The organism is Paenibacillus sp. OT2-17 (assembly GCF_009827695.1).
Classification (GTDB): Bacteria; Bacillota; Bacilli; order Paenibacillales; family Paenibacillaceae; genus Paenibacillus; species Paenibacillus polymyxa_B.
Window position 1 is genome coordinate 1 of sequence record NZ_WUDQ01000976.1, and the last position, 744, is coordinate 744.

Below are 744 nucleotides of genomic sequence, written 5' to 3' on the forward strand. Positions count from 1 at the left end.
TGATTTTCAAAAGCCAAAAACGCATTTTCCCTTACTTCCTGCAAGAATTGGACGAAGGTCTTTTCTCCCTCAGGATAGTTCCTTATGGCCAAGGTATTTATAAACATACCAATGATACCCTGCAGGTCAGCATGGGGCCTTCCGGCTACAGGACTTCCAACTATGATGTCTTCCTGTCCAGTGTATCTGGACAGGAGTACGTTATATGCAGCCATCAGTACCATGTATAAGGTAGCTCCATTATCTGTTGCAAGCTTATTTAGTTTGACTGAAAGTTCAGGGTTTATTTCAAAGCTTACAGCATCTCCTTCAAAACTTTGTACCGCCGGTCTTGGATAGTCAGTAGGCATATCCAGTACCGGTATATCACCCTTAAATGTCTGGAGCCAGTATTCTTCCTGCTTCTTTATTGAGTCTCCGGCAAACATCTCCTTCTGCCATACAGAAAAATCCTTGTACTGTATCCGTAGTGGCAAAAGGGTCTTCCCTTGGTACAAATCCAAAAACTCACTCATAAGTATATTGACTGATATACCATCTGATACTATGTGGTGCATGTCAAACATCATAACACGCCTGTCTTCGTTCGTTTTTACAAGTCCTACTCTCAGTAATGGAACTTGGCTAAGATCAAAGGGCGTTATGAATTCTTTGACTATTTCTGCTGCTTTTTCTTCATCCAGTTCCAGGTACTTAATACTGAAATCCACGTAATCATGAACCTTTTGTACTGGTTCACCCTCA

The 744-nt window shown here is 41.5% G+C and carries 1 protein-coding gene; it reads right to left on the reverse strand.

Annotated elements, in window-relative coordinates; all coding sequences use genetic code 11:
* Positions 1–744, reverse strand: a 744-nt coding sequence (locus GRP75_RS28560; protein ID WP_160791065.1) for a condensation domain-containing protein, incomplete at both ends; no start/stop codon positions are given.